Origin of the sequence: Cnuibacter sp. UC19_7, from assembly GCF_042699995.1 — a bacterium.
Lineage (GTDB): Bacteria > Actinomycetota > Actinomycetes > Actinomycetales > Microbacteriaceae > Cnuibacter.
Map to the genome: position 1 here is coordinate 3,293,267 of NZ_CP170560.1, position 14,663 is coordinate 3,307,929.

Genomic DNA, 14,663 nt, shown 5'->3' on the forward strand with positions numbered 1-14,663 from the left:
GAGCCATCTTCGCATCTCTCGTGGGCTTGGGTGTGGGGTGTCTGAGCGGGGGAGCGGTCGAACGGAGTGGCTGAATCGGTCCGGGTCGCAGTCCCGGCGCCTTCGGCGCCCCGCCAGACCCGATGCCTGCGACCCGGACCGATTCAGCCACTCCGTTCGACCTTCCCTCTCCGTTGGACGCGGGGTGGCGTCGGGCCACCTTCGGTGAGCCCTCCTCTGCTTGAGCTTCGGAGAAGGAGAGCGAGAAGGGCCCGCCATTCGGCGAGCCCTTCCGCTTGATGCGCTGTCGCGGGGTCAGGTCAGGAGGTGGGGCGGCGCCTCCTCAGGGTGACGATTGTGGTCGCGGCGCCCGCGAGGAGGGCGAGCGCGGCCAGCGTCAGGGGGAGGGTGGGGGTGGCGCCGGTGGCGGCGAGCTGGGTGCTGCCCGCTCCGGTGCCGGGGGTGCCGGGGTCGGCGGGGGTGGGCGCCGGGGGGAGGGCCAGCGGGGCGGCGATGGAGACCAGGGTGGAGAGGCCCGTGTCGCCGTAGGAGACGGCGCCGAGGTAGCGGGCGGGGCCGTCGAGGCCCTGCCAGACCACGTCGTAGCCGGTCTCCACACCCGCGGTCCCGTCGACCGCGGTGGGCACCGTGGTGAGCGAGCCGCTCGGGGTGCCCACGCCGAGCAGGTACTCCGTGAGATCCCAGGTCGCCGTCGTCGCATCGGACGGCACGGCGTAGACGTCGACCGTCACCCGGTAGGTGCCCGCTTTCGGCGCCTCGATGTCGATGCGCTCATCGGCGGAGCCGGTCGCCGACGTGTACGACGTCACCGGATTGCCGTCCGCATCGAGGAGATCGACGAAGAGGTCGAAGTCGGCGGTGTCGACCACCGAGTCGAGATCGAATCGCGCGAACGTCGCACCCTCGGGCACCGTCATCTCGCTGATCGACTGCTGACCGGCAGGCAGCGTGCCGCTGTGCCCATCGGATGCGCTCGGGTCGAGCACCTGGGTGCCCTGCACGAGCGGCGTCACGCTGAGCGGCAGCGAGCCGTCGACACCCGGGGTGATCGGGACGTTGACGCTGCCCGAGTTGCCCGTCGCGCTCACCTCGTACGGAGCCGCGACCGCGACCGGCCGCACCGCGATCGGGCTGCGCACGGTGTCGCCGCCCTTCTCGGTCCAGATGAGGTAGCCGGTGGCGAACTCGTCGAGCGGGGCGCCCGCCTCGTCGAACGTGACCGTGTAGGTCTGCGTCTCGCCCGGGCCGTCGAAGTGCAGCGTCGACGGCGACACCGTGACGTCGACACCGGGCACCGAGACGGCGGCGGTGTAGTCGCCCGCGGCCGTCGAGGTGACGGTGCGCGTGACGGTCTGCGTGCCGGCGAGCGAACCGATCGCGATCGAGGCCTGGTTGAGGTCGGACGGGTCGATCGGCTCGACGCCGGTCGGCTCGGTGAAGACGTACCCCTCGCCCTCGAGGAAGGCGATCCAGTCGGACGGGCCGCTGTCGTAGACCAGGCCGGGCTCGAACATCCGCGTCGGATCGACATGGCCGGCGCCCTGCGCGAACACGTCGCTCGAGTCGCTGCCGTCGAGGTCCTTCGCCGGGTACGACGAGGTCATCATCGCCGAACGGATCGCCGAGACCGAGGCCTTCGGCTGCTGGGTCAGGTAGAGCGCGGCGAGACCGGCCACATGCGGAGCGGACATCGACGTGCCCGACTCGAACTGGAACGTCGGGTCCTCGCCCTGCGGGTTGGCCCCGTCAGCCAGGATCGACACGCCAGGGGCCGTGATGTCGGGCTTCAGCACGTCGGCGCCATCGGCCTCGGCCGGGCCGCGCGACGAGAAGCCGGCCACCTGGGGCACCGGCCGGGTCTCCCCTGTCGTGTTCCCCGCTACGAGCGTGACCGTCGCACCCGGGGTCGCGGCGTAGGCGTAGATCGCGTCGTACGCATCCGAATCGATCTGGATCGACGGCACGGAGTGGTCGTCGGCGTGGATGGCGTTCGGGAACGGGTTCACGAGGAGCATGCCCACGCCACCGGCGCGAGCCACCTCGGCCGACTTCGACACGCGGGCGGTGACACCCGCCTCGCAGACGACGACCTTGCCGGCGGTGAGCGCCGGGTCGAGGCTGCCCGCCTCGCAGATCTCCGGATCGCCCGAGTCGCCGGCCACGTCGGCGGCCAGCACCAGGGGAGCGGTCAGCGGGTCGTGCACGGTGATCGACGAGCCCGCGAACGAGGTGCCGTCACCGAGCTCGGCGGTGGCCATGTACGTCGGGACGGAGGAGGCCGCCACCGTGGTGTACCACGGGGAGGCGTGGTCGAGCGTGCTGGCACCCGGACCGGAGTTGCCCGCCGACGCGGCGACGAAGACGCCCGCGGCGGCCGCGCCGAAGAACGCCTGGTCCTCGAGCGAGAACGTGCTCGTGGCGCTGCCGCCGCCGATCGAGAAGTTGATCACGTCGACGCCGTCGGCGACCGCGGCCTCGATGGCCGCGAGGATCGCCTCGGTGTAGCAGCCGTCATCGGTGTCGGTGCCGTTGCCGTTCCAGCAGACCTTGTACTCGGCCACCTTCGCGGCCGGGGCCACACCCGAGATGCTTCCGAAGTCGTAGTCGCCGATGGTCGCGTCGACGTCGGCGTTGCCGCCCGCGGTCGACGTGGTGTGCGATCCGTGGCCGTCGCTGTCGCGCGGCGACAGGTACTCGGGCCGATCGGTCGAGCCGACCTTGCCGTAGAGCGAGGTGGGCAGGAACCAGCGTGCGCCGATCAGCTTGGTGTTGCACTCGCCGCCGGTCCACTCGGGGTCGGCGTTGGCGGGCAGCGGCCCGGCGACGCCGGTCTCGCACTCGCCCGAGAAGGTGGATCCGTCCGACTTGTCGAACGTGATCCTCCCGTCCTGGAGGTACGGGGCGGCGCCGGCCGCCGTGCCGAGCGGATCGCCGGCGAACGACGGGTTCTCGGGCGCGACGCCGGTGTCGAGGTCGCCGATCACGATGCCGGCTCCGGCGGCCTGGGCACCGCCGAGGTCGGACCAGACGCCGCCGGGGCCGGTGAGACCGAGGAAGTCGATCGACGACTCCTGCCCGGTGTTCGGGAAGGGCGTGACAGCCGCGGGGGCGACGGGCGCCGAGGGTGCCGTCGCCGCGGCGGGTGCGACCGAGGCTGCGCGGTCGATGTGCTGCACCTCCGACTTCACCACGGAGGCGACGTCCTTCCGGCCGGCGAGCTCGGAGGCCTGTGCCCCGCTGAGGTTCGTCGAGAATCCGTTGAGGGTCAGCGTGTAGCTGTAGTCGACGGCCGCGCCGACCGACGCGGCCACGGCATCCTGCTGCGTCTCGAGGTGCTCTGAGTAGGCCTGCACCTCGGGCTCGGCGGCCTTGAGCTGGTCGCCCTCGCTCGGCGCGGTGGCGGCGAAGCCCTGATCACCCGCGTAGGTGGCGGCGGGATCGCCGACCAGCGTCACGATGTACGTGCCGTCGTCGTAGGAGACGGGCGCGGTCGGCCCGGCGGAGGGGCGCGTCACCGTACCGGTGGGCGCCGCCGAGGCGGGCGTGACGGACAGGGCGCTCGCGGCGACCAGCGCGGTCACCGCCACGGCCACCCCCGCTCCTCGTACCGTGCGGCCCCGTGGCCGCGGGATTCGTTCTGAACGCTGGGGTGACGCGGGGGTGAGGCGCACGGAGACCGGCTTTCTGCAGGAGGGGGTGGATCCGCCGAACATGTGAGCTCGGCATGAATGTCCTCCGATTATGCGGAGAAAGTCGGGCGAAGTGCAGTCTTTCCGTTTGCCCGGAGTTCGTCTACTGTTCGCCCCCGTTCGGGGTACGTGCGAGCAACGTCTCCGTCTCGCGTCGGCGGCCGAGTCTCGCGATCAGTGCTGAGAGTGCCGGCTGACCGAGCAGGACCCCCGCGGCCACCAGGCAGAGCCCCACCACCTGCCGCGCGGTGAACGACTCGCCGGCGAGCACCGTGCCGAGCACCACCCCGGTGGCGGGGTTGAGCAGGCCGATGAGGCCGACCACACCGGCGTCGAGGTGCTTGAGTCCGCTGAACCAACAGGCGAACGCGATCGCGCCGGCCACGATGCTCACGAATGCGAAGCCGCCGAGCGACACCGCGTCGACGGGTGGAGGGGCGCCCTCGAGGAGGAGGGCCGGGGGCAGCAGCACGAGCCCGCCGGCGATCAGCTGCCACGCCGACAGCGACAGCGCGTCGACGCCGTCGCTCCAGCGGCGGGCGAGCACGAAGCCGACCGACGACATCAGCATCGCGGTGAGGGAGGCGGCGAGGCCCCAGCCGTCGATCGCACCCCCGCCACCGGCGAGCATGACGACGACACCCACGATCCCGAGCGCCGCGCCGATCACCGCCGGGATCGCCGGTCGCTGCGCGAGGAGCGCCCAGCCGAGGAGCATCAGCGGCACGGGGGAGAGCGCCATGACGGTGGAGGCGATGCTCGTGGGCAGCAGCTGCGCGGCCACGTAGACCAGGGCGAAGAAGGCGCCCATGTTGAGGGTGCCGAGCACCAGGGAGCGCCACCACCACGATCCGCGAGGGAGTCGGCGGGTGACGGCGAGCAGGATCAGCCCCGCGGGGAGCGCCCGCAGGGCCCCGCCCCAGAAGGGGTAGCCGTGGGGGAGGAGGTGCAGCGTGACGAAGTAGGTCGCGCCCCACGCGATCGGGGCCACGGCCGTGATGGCGGCCCATCGCCAAGTAGCTTCCATGGAAGACAATCTATCTTCCGCGGAAGCTATTGTCGAGGGGTGGACGATGAGGTGATGGATCGAGTGGCGCGCATCCAGGAGGAGTGGCGTCGAGAGCGCCCCGACCTCGACCCCTCGCCCCAGGGCGTCATCGGGCGCCTCCACCGCACGGCGGCCCTGCTCACCGACGAGCTCGTCGAGGTGTACGCCGCTCACGGTCTGGGGGAGGGCGACTTCGACGTGCTCGCCACCCTGCGGCGCGCCGGTGAGCCCTTCGAGAGGACGCCCGGCGACCTGGCCGAGCACACGATGGTGACGAGCGGCGCGATGTCGAAGCGCATCGACCGTCTGGAGACGGCCGGGCTCGTCACCCGGAGGGCGAGCGAGACCGACGGCAGGGGGCGCGTGGTCGCGCTCACCGCTCGCGGACGCGAGGTGATCGACTCCGCCTTCGCCGAGCACCTCGCCAACGAGCACCGCCTCGTGTCGATGCTCGACGCCGCCGATCGGGCCGCGCTCGAGCGCATCCTCGCCGGCTGGATGCGCGCGCTCGGCGGCGACTGAGCGTCAGTAGCCGAGTGCTGAGCGGATGCGATCGCGCTGGGCGACGAGATCCGGGTAGTCCTCGAAGAACAGCACCTTCTGCGCGCGGACCGCGTGCGCGTCGTCGTCGCGTGGCGAGTGCCCCGGGTCGTCGGCCGTGACGTATGCGGCCCAGCTCTCGGCGAAGTCCTCGATCCCGCTCGTGGCGGCGTAGCGGCTGACGAACGAGTGATAGCCGCCGTTGTCTCGGAACCAGGTGTCGATCGCCTCGTCGTCGCTGCTGTCGGGCCACGTCGACTCGGCGGGCCAGAACCTCTCGAGGAAGGCGGCGATGTACGAGTCGTCGTGCGCGCATCCCTCGGGCATGTCGATCGTCGGGCAGCTGCCCTTCGCCTCGGACACCTGGTCGAGCGACAGGCTGAGCACATGGCCGAACTCGTGGATGAGCGTCAGCTCGAGCTCGTCGCGATCGTGGGCGAACGCGAGGTTGACGTCGAGCGCCCAGGTCTTGCCCGACCTCGTGTCGCGCCACACCGACGCCATCACGGTGTCCTGGTCGTCGTCGAACACGGCGAACGCGTCCATCCGCGAGACGTCGTCGCCCGCGACCGTGCTGTAGAGCTGCCATACCTCGTTCACGAGGGCATCCGGCTCGGTACCGTCTGAGGCCGCGCCGAGCCGGCCGGCCGAGACCGGGAACATGAGCTCGTCGTCGGAGGAGAGGCCGGCGTAGGGGGCCGCGTCGTCGACCACGAGCTCCGGATCGGGCTGGTGGCCCCGATCGAGGAGCGACGACGCCAGCTGCACCCCGCCGATGACGGCGACGGCCGACACGCTCCACGTCACGAGCCCCACGACGACAGCCAGACAGGCGACCAGCGTGAGGAGCGCGCGGCGGGTCATGACCCGCAGAGTACACCGGCGTCCGCGGCGGTGCTCGCGAGGTCGCCAGCGGCGCCGACCGCGGGCGCGCACCCGCCCAGGCTAGGCTCGGCGCATGCGCAGCTTCTATCCCGAGATCGAGCCGTTCGCGTCGGGCATGCTCGACGTCGGCGATGGCCACCAGATCTACTGGGAGCAGTCGGGCGACCCGGAGGGCAAGCCGGTCGTGTTCCTGCACGGCGGTCCGGGCGCGGGCACCAGCCCGGACCATCGACGGCTGTTCGACCCGGCGAAGTACCGCATCGTGCTGTTCGATCAGCGCGGATGCGGGCGCAGCACCCCGCATGTCAGCGAGGCGACCTCGCCGTCCGATCTCGACACGAACACGACGTGGCACCTCGTGGCCGACATCGAGCGCCTGCGGGAGCACCTCGACATCGAGAAGTGGATGGTCTTCGGCGGCTCCTGGGGGTCGACGCTGGCGCTGGCGTACGCCGAGACCCATACCGACAAGGTCACGGAGCTCATCCTCCGGGGCATCTTCACCCTCCGCGCGACCGAGCTCGACTGGTTCTACGAGGGCGGGGCACAGGCCATCGCGCCCGACCTGTGGGAGGGCTACATGGCGCCCATCGACGCGCATCCGCGGTCGAAGGAGCGCACCCTCATCGGCACCTACCGCAACCTCCTCTGGGATGAGGATCCGCAGGTGGCCCTGGAGGCCGCCGTCGCCTGGTCGACCTGGGAGGCGTCGACCATCACGCTCGAGCCGCGACCCGACCTGATCGAGCACTTCGCCGAGCCGCGGCAGGCGCTCGCGTTCGCGCGCATCGAGAACCACTACTTCGTGCACCGGGGGTGGATGGAGGACGGCCTCCTCATCCGCGACGCCGACAAGCTGCGCGACATCCCGGGTGTCATCGTGCACGGCCGTTACGACCTGTGCACGCCCGCGTTCACGGCGTGGGACCTGCACCACCGCTGGCCCGAGGCCGACCTGCACCTCATCAAGGACGCCGGTCACGCCTTCGACGAGCCCGGCATCCTCGACGCGCTCATCACCGCCACCGACCGCTTCGCCGACGCCCGCTGACCCACCGGCGAGCAGCGGCGGATTCGCCGAACGGCGGGAAAGCGCCCTTCTGCGCGCACGGGGAGGGCGAGTTCTCGCGACTCGACGCACCGGGACGGCGCAGCGTGGGGCGGCGCGAGGCGTCGGGCGGCGGGCCGCTCGGCTCAGGCGAGGTCGGTGATGACCTTCTCGACCCGGCGGGCCCTGGTCTCAGGCGCCTTGGCCTGCGCGATCGGATCGACGAACGCGCGCTGCTTGCTGTAGGAGAGCGCCGCGAAGGCCGCCGCCGCGGCGGGGTTCGCCGCGAGCGCGGCGGCCAGGTCGTCGGGCACCTCGATGCTGCGGGGCGCGTCGTCCTTCTCGAGCGACACCGTGATGGCATCGCCGGCCGCGATCCCGCCCGCCTTGGCACGGATGTCGGCGCTCACCGGGATCTTCGCGACACCGCCCATGAATGCGATGGTGCTCGGGTAGGTGTGACCGTTGATCGTCACCGCCACCGGGATGCGCCGGCCGCCGCCGAGCGCCTCGACCACCTCGGCGGGCACGTCGATGCCCGTCGCGGTCTTGCCCGCCCCCACCAGTGTCGTCTCGAACGTCACGCTCATGCGCGAACGCTAGCGCGAGGACGGACACGGGCTCAAGAGGCCGGATCGCAGTAGCGTCAGGCGCATGACGTTCGACGACCGCTCCCGCCTCGATCCCAGCAAGGTCTCGAAGCGGCGCACCACGGGGGTCGCCGTCGGCGGCGGCAGCGCGCTGGTCGTGATCGGGCTCATCGTGCTCTCGCAGTTCCTCGGCGTCGACCTCACCGGGCTCGCCGGCGTCGCAGGCGGCGGCGCGGTGGGCTCGGGTCCGGTGCAGGAGGAGTCGCTCGACCGGTGCACGACCGGCGAAGCCGCCAACGCCGACACCGAGTGCCTCATGGTCGGGGCCGCGAACTCCCTCGACGTGTACTGGTCGGGCGAGGCGCCCGCACTGGGGCTGAGCTACCGGTCGCCTGCCGACTTCGTGCTCTTCACCGGGCAGACCTCCACCGGATGCGGGTCGGCCACGAGCGCCGTCGGGCCGTTCTACTGCCCGGCCGACGAGACCATCTACCTCGACACCTCCTTCTTCGACGAGCTGCGCTCGCGGTTCGGAGCCAACGGCGGCACCCTCGCCCAGATGTACGTCGTGGCGCACGAGTGGGGACACCACATCCAGCGTCTCAGCGGCGGCGTCGACGGCACCGACCGCGGCACGGGCGCCGGATCCGAATCGGTGCGCACCGAGCTGCAGGCCGACTGCTATGCCGGCGCGTGGGCGGCCGCGGCATCCGACACGACCGACCAGAACGGCGTCGCCTTCCTCGAGCCGCTCACGAAGGAGCAGATCGCGGATGCTCTCGATGCGGCCTCCGTGATCGGCGACGACCGCATCCAGCAGCAGTCCGGCGGCGCGATCGACCCCGACACGTGGACGCACGGGTCGTCCGCGTCGCGGCAGCAGTGGTTCCAGACCGGGTTCGACTCGGGGCCCTCGGCCTGCGACACCTTCTCGGTGCCCGAGTCGGCCCTCTGAGCCGGGGCCGCGCCGCCCGCTCTCAGCGGCGGGGCCAGTCCCAGAGCGGGACGTCGAGGATGCCGAAGCCGGCGAGGCGCGTCTCGCCGCTCGTCTTCTGCAGGGTGAGCGACAGAGCGTCGGGCACGTCGCCGACGAGCAGCTCGGCGAGCGCGGTGGAGTGGGTGATCACGATCACCTGACTCGGCCACACCGCGCGGGAGATGAGCTGGGCGAGCGCGGGCAGGAGATCGACGTGGAGCCCGGTCTCGGGCTCGTTGAGCACCAGGAGCCCCGGTGGATCGGGGCTCAGCAGCGCTGTGGCGAGGAGCACGAAGCGGAGCGTGCCGTCGGAGAGCTCCGCCGCGCTGAGCGGGCGCAGCAGCCCCGGCTGGTGCAGCTCGAGCGTGAACACACCGTCGCTCGAGCGCACCGAGAGCCGCGAACCGGGGAACGCCATGTCGATCGCCTCGGCGAGGAGGGTGGCCTGCCCCTGCTCGAGGATCGTCTGGACGGCGGCCGCGACGTCGCGCCCGTCGCCGGCGACGGCGAGCGTGCGGGTGCCGATCTGCGGCTGTCGGGCCGGGGCGGCGGCATCGGTGCGGAGGTTGTCGTAGAAGCGCCAGCCGCGCATCCGGATGCGGAGGGACGCCGCTTCGGGGACGGCCTCCGCATCCGCCACCTCGCTGAGGATGCTGCGGTGCACGCCCACGGGGCGCGACAGGTCGGACCAGGAGCCGTCGCGCACCCGGACGTGCGTGTGCCGGCGGTCGACGAGGAGCGCGGCGGGGCGGGCGACCGGCCCGGCGAAGATCTGCTCGAGCTTGATCTCGGGATCGCGCCGGAAGAGGGAACGCGGATCGCCGCCGGCGAGGCCGAGGTCGACGACGTAGCCGAGGTCGTCGGACGCGAAGCCCAGCCGCAGGCTGACCGGACGCTTCCGCACCGTGCCCTGTGCCGGGACCCCCGGCCCGGCCGGCGACTCGGGACCGGCCCACAGCACGTCGTCGAGGCCACCCTCACGGGCGAGCGAGGCGACCGCGGAGTCGTCGGCGAGCCCGGCGACGAGTCGCAGCGCGCGGTACAGGCTCGACTTGCCCGTGCCGTTCGCCCCGTGCACCACGGTGAGCGGCCCGAGCGGCGCCACGAGGTCGACGAGCGAGCGGTAGCCGGACACGGCGACGGTGGTGAGCACCCCTCGATCCTCTCCCGCCCCGCCGACACCGCGCCAGCGTCGACTGCGGAGACATCGTCGGATCGCGGTCATGGTCGGATGCCCCGTTGCCGGAGCGTCTCTCCCGGCGCGAAGCGGGTCCCCGGAAGAGACGGGTCCCCGGAGGGGAGAGGATGGAGGGATGACGGAGCGGATCTACCACGTGGCCATCGCGGACGACTGGACGATGAGCGAGGCGATGGGGGAGTACACCGCGTCGACGCGGGGGGTGTCGTTCGACGACGCGGGGTTCGTGCACGCGGCCACCGCCGCGGACGTGCCCTTCGTGCTCGACAGCTTCTACGCCGACCTCGCGCTGCCGCTGGTGCTGCTCGAGATCGACCCCGACGGGCTGGCCTCGCGCAGCATCGGGCTCGAGTGGGAGGAGCAGGGCGGACGGCGGTTCCCGCACATCCTCGCGCCGATCCCGTGGGACGACGACGTGGTCGTCGCCGTCCATCCGCTCGCCCGGCGCGCGGACGGCTGGGAGACGCCCGCGCTGCCCTGACGCCCGCGCGCTCTGACGCTCGCGCGCTCTGGCGCCCGTGCTGCCCTGACCCCCGCGCTGCCCGGACGCCCGCGGATCCTGGCGCCCGCGCACCCAGGCGCGCCACCGCGTCATCCGCCGTCACACTTCCGTGCTCGCCACGGCGATGAGACATCGGCGGCGCATACTGGAGGGGCAACGTAAGCCGTTGCGGGCCCACCGGGCCACAAGATCTCGGTGGTGTGTGAGAGACGTCGACGTCTGCGCGCGAGGTTCGCTCCTCCCTTCTGGTGCTGTCCCGCGTCGCAGCGGAGCCGTCTCGCCTTTCCTGCCCACCGGCGAGATGTGAGAAGAAGATGACGTTGAAGGTCGTGGTCGTCGTCGGCAACCCGAAGCCGCAGTCGCGGACGCGGAGGGTCGCCGAGACGCTCGTGGAGAAGCTGCTCGTGCCCGGCTCGTACGAGCGGGAGGTGATCGACCTCGCCGACCACACGGATGAGATCTTCGCCTGGCCGTCCGAGAGGATGTCGGCGCTGAACGCCCTGGTCGCCGAGAGCGACCTCGCCGTGTTCGCCTCGCCCACGTACAAGGCCACGTACACGGGCCTCCTCAAGGCGTTCCTCGACCGCTACCCGGCCAACGGGCTGGCGGGCGTGACCGCGATCCCCGTGCACACCGGCGGCGACCTCACCCACTCGATGGGTCCGACGGTGAACCTCGCCCCGCTGCTCGTCGAGCTCGGGGCCACCGTGCCCGGGCGCGGCTTCTACTTCGTCGCGAGCCAGATGGACCACCTCGACGAGATCGTCGAGACCGCCGCAGCCGAGTACGCGGCGAACCTCCGGCGCCTCGCCGCGGTCGCCGCGCACGTCGGCGGCCAGACCCCCGCGGTGCAGGACGCGGCACGACAGGAGGTGGCGTCGTGACCGCGATCGGCACCGACATCGACGCGCGCGCCTTCCGCGACACTCTCGGCCACTACGCCTCCGGCATCACGATCATCACGGGCACCGACGAGGAGGGCCCGATCGGGTTCACCTGCCAGTCGTTCTACAGCGTCTCGATGGATCCGCCGCTGGTCTCGTTCAGCGTGATGACGACCTCGACCACGTATCCGCGCATCCGCGACACGGGCCGGTTCGCGGTCAACGTCCTCTCGCACCACCAGGACTCGGTGTCGAACCAGTTCGCCCGGAAGGGCACCGACAAGTGGGCGGGCATCCGCTGGCAGCCCACCCGGGCCGGCAATCCCGTGATCGACGACACGCTCATGTGGCTCGACTGCGAGATCTGGGCCGAGCATGAGGCCGGCGACCATCAGATCGTCATCGGACGCGTCAACGAGATCAGCCCGCCCGAGTGGCATCGGCACGAGCCGCTGCTCTTCTTCAAGGGCAGGTACCGCCACCTGCGCGATGCCGACGAGCTCGCGAGCTGACACTCGACGACCCCGGGTGCGAGTCGTAGGGTGAGCGCATGAGCGTCATCTCCCTCCTCGACGTCCGCATCCGAGCCGACCGCCTGGCCGACGCGCCCGGCATCGTGCACGACGTGCTCGCCGCGACTCGCGCGTTCGACGGCAACACCGGCGTGCAGGTCGCCCGCGATGCGACCGACGAGACGCACTGGCTGATCGTCGAGCACTGGGCGTCGATCGAGCACGACGACGCCTACCGCGCCTGGAGGGCCACTCCGGAGGGCGCATCCGCTCTGCGTGAGCTGCTCGCCGAGGCGCCGACGCTCACGCGCACGGTGGTCGACGACTCCATCTGACGCCGCGCACGCTCGCGCCGCGCGCCGCTCCGGCTCGCGCAGCCCGCCGAGGCGCCGCCATCGGCGAGGCGTTCACCCCCCGGTCGAGGGTCGTTCACCGGATCGTTCACCGCCGATTCGTACTCTTCGGGGATGGCTCCCGCCGCCCACCCCGCACGCCGGCTGTCCGGCACCATGGTGGTGCTCGGCTGGACCGGCACCATCGTCGTCGACGCCGATCGGATGCGCGCAGCGCTCAACGCCGTGCTGTCGGCGCGCGGCCTGCCCTCCCTCGGCGAGGCGGAGTTCGCGGCCCGCTTCAGGCTCCCGATGGCGAGGGTGTTCGCCGATCTCGGGATGGTCGGCGAGGAGGCCGCGACCGCGGAGGCGGAATGGAGCGACGAGCTCGGGCGGACGCGCGCACACCTGCGCGAGGGGGTCGCCGAGGTGCTCGTCGATCTCGCCGCGGCCGGATGCTGGCTCGGGGTGGTCTCGTCGGCATCGGCGGCGGCCATCCGCTACGACCAGCGCACCCTGCAGGTTCCCGCCGTCTTCCACTCGATCACGCCCTCGGTCGCGGACCGCTACGAGACCCTGGTGCGCCTGCGCCCGCAGCGAGCGGAGGCGCTGTTCGTGGGCGATACGACCGACGAGATGCGCAGCGCCTCGGCGGCGGGCTACGCGGCGGTGGGGGTCGCGTGCGACGGTGATGCCGCCGAGGCTCTGCGGTGCGCTGGGGCTACCGCGGTGATCGAGGATCTGGCCGGGCTCGCGGTTCTGATCGACCAGGTCGCCGTCGCCTGAGCCCGGGCGGCGGACGCCGCCTCAGCGGAACAGGTCGGCGTGCTCCGCGACCCAGGTGCGGAACGTGCGCGGGGACCGACCGGTGATCCGCGTGTACTCGTCCGAGATCGCGGGAGTCGTGCCGACCGCCTCGCGCCAGCCCTTGAGGATCTGCCGCACCCACACGTCGGGCACGTGGGCCGAGAGCATGGCGGCCGACTCGGCCTCCGTCTGCTCGACCACCGAGAGCGGCCGCCCGATGACCTCGCCGATGATCGCGACCTGCTGCCGCAGCGTCAGACGTTCCGGGCCCGTGAGGATCGGCGCGGCCCCGACGAGCGTGTCGCCGGTCAGCGCCACGACGGCCACATCGGCGATGTCCTGTTCGTGGATGGGTGTCTGCACTGCATCCGGATGGGGGAGAGGCACGGCGCCCTCGCCCTTGATGCCCCAGCTCCAGCGCGCCGCGTTGCTCGCGAACTCGCACGGACGCAGGAACGTGTGCGCCAGGCCCGCGTCGGCCACGGCTTGCTCGACCCGGAGGAAGCGGGAGCCGTTGTAGTCGTCCGCAGCCCCGGGCGACGTCGTCGACGCCGATGAGAGGAGTACGACGTGCCGCACGTCGGCGCCTGCGATCGTGGCGAGCAGCGCCTCCGGCTCGGGCAGATCCGCGTAGAGGAACACGCGCTCGACCGACTCGAGGGCATCGGAGAACGATGCCGGCTCGGTCGCATCGGCGGCGAAGGTCCGCACCGCCGCGGGGAGCGTCAGCCTCTCCGGGGTGCGGCTCGTGGCCCGCACCTCCACACCCCGCTCGAGCAGACCCTGCAGGACCGACCCGCCGATGGTGCCGCTCGCACCCATCACCAGAACCGACATCTCTTCCTCCTCGTGCGACACGTTCAAACGAACGATGTTCGCGAACAATGTTCGTCACGAATGGCCTTCGTGTCAAGTGCTACCCTGGCGACATGACCACTCCCGACGAGCCGGTGTCGCGCCGCAGCCGTCCCTCGAAGGCGCCGCTGTCGCGGCAGGCGATCGTCGAGGCGGCCAGGGCGCTCATCCGCGAGAGGGGTGTCGAGGCGGTCGCGCTCCGTCACGTGGCCGAGCGCGTGGAGACCGGTCCGGCCTCGCTGTACGCGTACTTCGGCAGCCGCGACATCCTGCTCGAGCATGTGCTCGACACCGTCTACGCGGAGGTGGAGCTCGTCGACGTCGGGCGCGGCGGCCGCGGGCGGGGATGGCGCGAGGCGCTCGCGGGAACGGTCGTCCACACCATCGACACGCTCGGGCGGTACCCCGGGCTGGGTGCGGTCGCGCTGGGCTCGATCCCCACACTCCCCGGTGCGCTCCGGCTCGCCGAGCACGAGCTCTCGCTGATGGAGGCCGGTGGGGTGCCGGAGGAGCGCGCGGCGCTGGCGGTCGACCTGCTCGCACAGTTCGCCGCGTCGTCGGCGGTCGAGCGCGGCGTGCGCCTCGATCGCCCGCACGATGACGACCAACGGCGTCGAGTGCGCTCGGCCTTCGAGGCCGCCGATGCCGACCGATTCCCGCGGGTGACGCGGGCGGCGGCGCTCCTGACGGGCCCGGATGATCGGTCCCGGCGCGACTTCGCGCTGCAGGCGATCATCACGGGGATCGAGGGCTCCCACCGCTCCTGACCCGGCAGCGACTCCGCCCTGCCCACGTTA

At 71.8% G+C, this 14,663-nt stretch carries 15 protein-coding genes; 9 read left to right on the forward strand and 6 right to left on the reverse strand.

What is annotated here, in order from left to right:
- Positions 1-299 precede the first annotated feature (299 nt).
- Entirely contained in the window at positions 300-3,593 is a 3,294-nt protein-coding gene (locus tag ACFJGV_RS15735) for a S8 family serine peptidase (protein WP_378144926.1), read from the reverse strand.
- A gap of 199 nt (positions 3,594-3,792) precedes the next feature.
- Positions 3,793-4,716, reverse strand: a complete 924-nt coding sequence (locus tag ACFJGV_RS15740) for a DMT family transporter (RefSeq protein ID WP_378144927.1) — start codon at positions 4,714-4,716, stop codon at positions 3,793-3,795.
- A gap of 54 nt (positions 4,717-4,770) precedes the next feature.
- Here ACFJGV_RS15740 and ACFJGV_RS15745 point away from each other — a divergent pair, with 54 nt between their 5' ends.
- Positions 4,771-5,259, forward strand: a complete 489-nt coding sequence (locus ACFJGV_RS15745) for a MarR family winged helix-turn-helix transcriptional regulator (RefSeq protein WP_378148745.1) — start codon at positions 4,771-4,773, stop codon at positions 5,257-5,259.
- A gap of 3 nt (positions 5,260-5,262) precedes the next feature.
- Here the strand turns inward: ACFJGV_RS15745 and ACFJGV_RS15750 are convergent, their stop codons facing one another.
- Positions 5,263-6,141 carry a hypothetical protein gene (locus ACFJGV_RS15750; protein ID WP_378144928.1) on the reverse strand — a complete coding sequence of 293 codons (879 nt, stop codon included), beginning with the start codon at positions 6,139-6,141 and terminating at the stop codon, positions 5,263-5,265.
- Positions 6,142-6,235: 94 nt separating this feature from the next.
- On the opposite strand from ACFJGV_RS15750, the gene pip reads away from it, so the two are divergent.
- Positions 6,236-7,213, forward strand: coding sequence for a prolyl aminopeptidase (pip, locus tag ACFJGV_RS15755; RefSeq protein WP_378144929.1), 978 nt, complete (start codon positions 6,236-6,238; stop codon positions 7,211-7,213).
- Positions 7,214-7,356: 143 nt separating this feature from the next.
- Here the strand turns inward: pip and ACFJGV_RS15760 are convergent, their stop codons facing one another.
- Positions 7,357-7,800, reverse strand: a complete 444-nt coding sequence (locus ACFJGV_RS15760; protein ID WP_378144930.1) for a YdeI/OmpD-associated family protein — start codon at positions 7,798-7,800, stop codon at positions 7,357-7,359.
- 64 nt (positions 7,801-7,864) lie between these two features.
- Between ACFJGV_RS15760 and ACFJGV_RS15765 the strand changes: the two genes are divergently transcribed.
- Positions 7,865-8,755, forward strand: coding sequence for a neutral zinc metallopeptidase (locus ACFJGV_RS15765; protein ID WP_378144931.1), 891 nt, complete (start codon positions 7,865-7,867; stop codon positions 8,753-8,755).
- Between the two features lie 22 nt (positions 8,756-8,777).
- On the opposite strand, the gene ACFJGV_RS15770 is transcribed toward ACFJGV_RS15765, so the two are convergent.
- Positions 8,778-9,929: an AAA family ATPase gene (locus ACFJGV_RS15770; protein ID WP_378144932.1), complete on the reverse strand. Its 1,152-nt coding sequence runs from the start codon at positions 9,927-9,929 to the stop codon at positions 8,778-8,780.
- A 160-nt stretch (positions 9,930-10,089) separates the two neighbouring features.
- On the opposite strand from ACFJGV_RS15770, the gene ACFJGV_RS15775 reads away from it, so the two are divergent.
- The 5 genes from ACFJGV_RS15775 to ACFJGV_RS15795 all read left to right on the forward strand — a co-directional run bounded on the left by ACFJGV_RS15775 (position 10,090) and on the right by ACFJGV_RS15795 (position 12,990).
- On the forward strand, positions 10,090-10,455 hold the full coding sequence (locus ACFJGV_RS15775; protein WP_378144933.1) for a DUF952 domain-containing protein: 366 nt from the start codon (positions 10,090-10,092) through the stop codon (positions 10,453-10,455).
- Positions 10,456-10,790: 335 nt separating this feature from the next.
- Positions 10,791-11,360, forward strand: a complete 570-nt coding sequence (locus tag ACFJGV_RS15780; protein ID WP_378144934.1) for an NADPH-dependent FMN reductase — start codon at positions 10,791-10,793, stop codon at positions 11,358-11,360.
- Positions 11,357-11,872 (forward strand): flavin reductase family protein, encoded by a 516-nt coding sequence (locus ACFJGV_RS15785; protein WP_378144935.1) that lies wholly within the window; start codon positions 11,357-11,359, stop codon positions 11,870-11,872. The genes ACFJGV_RS15780 and ACFJGV_RS15785 overlap by 4 nt, the downstream gene beginning before the upstream one ends.
- A 38-nt stretch (positions 11,873-11,910) precedes the next feature.
- Positions 11,911-12,207 (forward strand): putative quinol monooxygenase, encoded by a 297-nt coding sequence (locus tag ACFJGV_RS15790; protein WP_378144936.1) that lies wholly within the window; start codon positions 11,911-11,913, stop codon positions 12,205-12,207.
- 132 nt (positions 12,208-12,339) lie between these two features.
- On the forward strand, positions 12,340-12,990 hold the full coding sequence (locus ACFJGV_RS15795) for an HAD family hydrolase (RefSeq protein WP_378144937.1): 651 nt from the start codon (positions 12,340-12,342) through the stop codon (positions 12,988-12,990).
- A gap of 21 nt (positions 12,991-13,011) precedes the next feature.
- Here ACFJGV_RS15795 and ACFJGV_RS15800 read toward each other — a convergent pair whose 3' ends face one another.
- On the reverse strand, positions 13,012-13,848 hold the full coding sequence (locus tag ACFJGV_RS15800; protein WP_378144938.1) for an SDR family oxidoreductase: 837 nt from the start codon (positions 13,846-13,848) through the stop codon (positions 13,012-13,014).
- A 92-nt stretch (positions 13,849-13,940) separates the two neighbouring features.
- Here ACFJGV_RS15800 and ACFJGV_RS15805 point away from each other — a divergent pair, with 92 nt between their 5' ends.
- On the forward strand, positions 13,941-14,633 hold the full coding sequence (locus tag ACFJGV_RS15805) for a TetR/AcrR family transcriptional regulator (protein WP_378144939.1): 693 nt from the start codon (positions 13,941-13,943) through the stop codon (positions 14,631-14,633).
- The last annotated feature ends 30 nt before the right edge of the window (positions 14,634-14,663 follow it).

What these genes read in the sequence shown, in the direction of transcription:
- ACFJGV_RS15740 (WP_378144927.1), bottom strand. Translation starts at nt 4,716, where the DNA reads ATGGAAGCTACTTGGCGATGGGCCGCCATCACGGCCGTGGCCCCGATC.
- ACFJGV_RS15745 (WP_378148745.1), top strand. Translation starts at nt 4,771, where the DNA reads ATGGATCGAGTGGCGCGCATCCAGGAGGAGTGGCGTCGAGAGCGCCCC.
- ACFJGV_RS15750 (WP_378144928.1), bottom strand. Translation starts at nt 6,141, where the DNA reads ATGACCCGCCGCGCGCTCCTCACGCTGGTCGCCTGTCTGGCTGTCGTC.
- pip (WP_378144929.1), top strand. Translation starts at nt 6,236, where the DNA reads ATGCGCAGCTTCTATCCCGAGATCGAGCCGTTCGCGTCGGGCATGCTC.
- ACFJGV_RS15760 (WP_378144930.1), bottom strand. Translation starts at nt 7,800, where the DNA reads ATGAGCGTGACGTTCGAGACGACACTGGTGGGGGCGGGCAAGACCGCG.
- ACFJGV_RS15765 (WP_378144931.1), top strand. Translation starts at nt 7,865, where the DNA reads ATGACGTTCGACGACCGCTCCCGCCTCGATCCCAGCAAGGTCTCGAAG.
- ACFJGV_RS15775 (WP_378144933.1), top strand. Translation starts at nt 10,090, where the DNA reads ATGACGGAGCGGATCTACCACGTGGCCATCGCGGACGACTGGACGATG.
- ACFJGV_RS15780 (WP_378144934.1), top strand. Translation starts at nt 10,791, where the DNA reads ATGACGTTGAAGGTCGTGGTCGTCGTCGGCAACCCGAAGCCGCAGTCG.
- ACFJGV_RS15790 (WP_378144936.1), top strand. Translation starts at nt 11,911, where the DNA reads ATGAGCGTCATCTCCCTCCTCGACGTCCGCATCCGAGCCGACCGCCTG.
- ACFJGV_RS15795 (WP_378144937.1), top strand. Translation starts at nt 12,340, where the DNA reads ATGGCTCCCGCCGCCCACCCCGCACGCCGGCTGTCCGGCACCATGGTG.
- ACFJGV_RS15800 (WP_378144938.1), bottom strand. Translation starts at nt 13,848, where the DNA reads ATGTCGGTTCTGGTGATGGGTGCGAGCGGCACCATCGGCGGGTCGGTC.
- ACFJGV_RS15805 (WP_378144939.1), top strand. Translation starts at nt 13,941, where the DNA reads ATGACCACTCCCGACGAGCCGGTGTCGCGCCGCAGCCGTCCCTCGAAG.